The sequence below is a fragment of the Methylobacterium amylolyticum genome (assembly GCF_030700245.1).
In the GTDB taxonomy this organism is placed as follows: Bacteria; Pseudomonadota; Alphaproteobacteria; order Rhizobiales; family Beijerinckiaceae; genus Methylobacterium.
Window position 1 is genome coordinate 1 of record NZ_JAUYZI010000128.1, and the last position, 2,717, is coordinate 2,717.

A 2,717-nucleotide genomic window follows, 5' to 3' on the forward strand; every position below is an offset into this window, starting at 1 on the left:
GCTTTGCCAAGCTCAAACAGTTCCGGCGGGTGGCCACCCGCTACGAGAAGACCGCCCGCAACTACGCTGCCGTCGTCACCCTCGCCGCCATCGTCCTGTGGCTCCGGTAACTGTCCACACCGCCTAGGGGGCGAGACATGATGATCGAGATCAACCGTGTCGGCGTCATAGGCGCCGGGCAGATGGGCACGGGTATCGCCCAGGCATGCGCGACCGCGGGCTTCGCCGTGCGCCTGAACGACCGCGACGGGAAGCGTATCGATGCGGCGGTCTCCAACATCGACACGACCTTGGCCAAGCTCGTGTCCAAGGGGAAGCTCGCACAGACCGCGAGCCACGAGGCGCGCGAGCGCATCGTCCCGGCCCCCAGCTTCGCGGACTTGGCGGACTGCGACCTCGTGATCGAGGCCGCGACTGAGCACGAGGCGACGAAGCGCCAGATCTTCTCGACGCTTTGCCCATCGCTCCGCCCGGACGCCCTGGTCGCAACCAACACCTCGTCCATCTCGATCACGAGGCTCGCCGCCGCGACCGACCGACCCGAGCGCTCCATTGGCGTCCACTTCATGAACCCCGTGCCGGTGATGCAGCTGGTCGAGCTGATCCGCGGCATCGCGACGGGAGAGGAGACCTACGAGGCGGCCAGGATGTTCGTCGCCAAGCTTGGCAAGACGTCGACGATGTCGGAGGACTTCCCGGCCTTCATCGTCAACCGCGTCCTGCTGCCGATGATCAACGAGGCCATCTATACCCTCTACGAGGGCGTCGGATCGGTGACGTCCATCGACAACGCGATGAAGCTGGGCGCGAACCATCCCATGGGGCCGCTGGAGCTTGCCGACTTCATCGGCCTCGATACGTGCCTGTCGATCATGCAGGTGCTCCACGAGGGGCTGGCCGACTCGAAGTACCGACCGTGCCCGCTACTCGTGAAGTACGTCGAGGCCGGCTGGCTCGGCCGAAAGGCAAAGCGCGGCTTTTACGACTACCGTGGGATGGAGCCGTTCCCAACCCGGTGATGTCCCGTTGGCGACGTTACGAGCCAAAGCCGAAAACCAAGCGGGTTCGGGTTTGACTAGGTGTTTGATCCCGCGGTGTGGTGATACGGTTGACCACCATGCTGCGAGGGGTGCGCTATGGGCCAGGTTCTCCATGGAAGCGCCACCACGACGGAGGCAGTCCGTCGCGCGATCCAGCTACGTGAAGAGAGTGTAAGGTCGCTGGCCAAGCGCTACGGGGTCAGCCCGACGACGGTGCAGAAGTGGCGCAAACGGACGAGCACTGCGGACGCCCGGATGGGCCCCAAGGAGCCGCGCTCCACCGTGCTCACCGTTGAGGAGGAAGCGATCGTTGTCGCCTTCCGCCGGCACACCCTGCTGCCGCTTGACGACTGTCTCTACGGCTTGCAGCCGACGATCCCGCACCTGACGCGATCCTCGCTGCATCGCTGCCTGGAACGGCATGGGATCAGCCGACTACCCGAGATCGGCGGCGACAAACCCAAGAAGCAGCGCTTTGCAACCTACGCCATCGGCTATGTGTATATCGATATCGCCGAGGTGAGCACGGCCGAAGGCAAGCTCAGGCTGTTCGTGGCCATTGATCGAACCAGCAAGTTTGCCTTCGTGCGGCTCGTGGAGAGCGCCGGCAAAATGGAGGCAGCGCAGTTCCTGCGCGACTTCATCGACGCGGTGCCTTACCGCATCCACACCGTGCTCACAGACAACGGCGTTCAGTTCACATCACGCCGGCAGGACATCTACGATAGCCAGCACATCTTCGACCGCGTCTGCGACGAGCACGACATCGAGCATCGGCTGACCAAGGTGAACCATCCTTGGACCAACGGACAAGTCGAGCGGATGAACCGCACGATCAAGGACGCGACGGTCAAGCGCTACCACTACGATAGCCACGACCAGCTTCGAACGCATCTGCACCTGTTCGTCGATGCCTACAATCACGCTCGTAGGCTCAAGACCCTGCGGGGCCTGACACCCACCGAGTTCATCCTGAACGCCTGGACGAAAGAGCCCAATCGCTTCAGGATCGACCCGTCACACCTCATCCCGGGACCATACACCTAGTCGATCGGTCTAATTATTAGGAAGTGACCTGACCGGTATTTTGGACCGGGCCGAGTGAGAGGTTACTGCATGGCCGCGACCATGGGTAGCCGGAAGGCCAGATCCGGGACGGTGACGGGCGCGGGCGGCCGGTAGCCCAAGGACGAATGCGGCCGGACGCGGTTGTATGTGTTCTGCCAGATCCCGATCACGGTCTGCGCCTCCTTGAGCGAGTAGAAGATTTCCTGTTTCAGGCACTCGTCCTTCAGCTTGCCGTTGAAGCTCTCGCAGTACCCGTTCTCCCACGGCGAGCCCGGGGTGATGTACTGGATCTGCGGGCCCGTCTTGGCGATCCATTTGGTAAGCGCTCGGTGACGGCTGCCTTGCGCGGATAGTGGCGCGCTCTGGATACAGGTGCTGGCGTCGGATGGCGCTGTATCGGCCCTGGGTCTGGACCTATGACTTCTCCCTCGCACGTCGTGGTCGCCGGCACGCGCCGGGCGTGGTCGCCGGAGCAGAAGCGGGCGATCCTGGCCGAGGCGGACGAGCCGGGCACGTCGGCCTCGGCGGTGGCACGCCGGCACGGGCTGCATTCCAGCCTGCTGTTTCGCTGGCGCCGCGCGGTCCTGGCTGAACAGCGGGCGGCGGTGG

General features: G+C 64.0%; 3 protein-coding genes and 2 pseudogenes. 4 read left to right on the forward strand and 1 reads right to left on the reverse strand.

Annotated elements, in window-relative coordinates:
* The 3 genes and pseudogenes from Q8W71_RS32730 to Q8W71_RS32740 all read left to right on the forward strand — a co-directional run.
* A pseudogene (locus Q8W71_RS32730) lies at window positions 1-110 on the forward strand (IS5/IS1182 family transposase); the annotation flags it as partial.
* Between the two features lie 27 nt (window positions 111-137).
* Window positions 138-1,019, forward strand: a complete 882-nt coding sequence (locus Q8W71_RS32735) for a 3-hydroxybutyryl-CoA dehydrogenase (RefSeq protein WP_305529466.1) — start codon at window positions 138-140, stop codon at window positions 1,017-1,019.
* Window positions 1,020-1,136: 117 nt separating this feature from the next.
* Window positions 1,137-2,087 carry an IS481-like element ISMdi8 family transposase gene (locus Q8W71_RS32740; RefSeq protein WP_305529467.1) on the forward strand — a complete coding sequence of 317 codons (951 nt, stop codon included), beginning with the start codon at window positions 1,137-1,139 and terminating at the stop codon, window positions 2,085-2,087.
* Window positions 2,088-2,149: 62 nt separating this feature from the next.
* Here the strand turns inward: Q8W71_RS32740 and Q8W71_RS32745 are convergent.
* Window positions 2,150-2,434, reverse strand: a pseudogene (locus Q8W71_RS32745) (integrase core domain-containing protein); the annotation flags it as partial.
* 90 nt (window positions 2,435-2,524) lie between these two features.
* Here Q8W71_RS32745 and Q8W71_RS32750 point away from each other — a divergent pair.
* The coding region (locus Q8W71_RS32750; protein WP_305524274.1) for a transposase at window positions 2,525-2,717 on the forward strand (193 nt) is incomplete at its 3' end.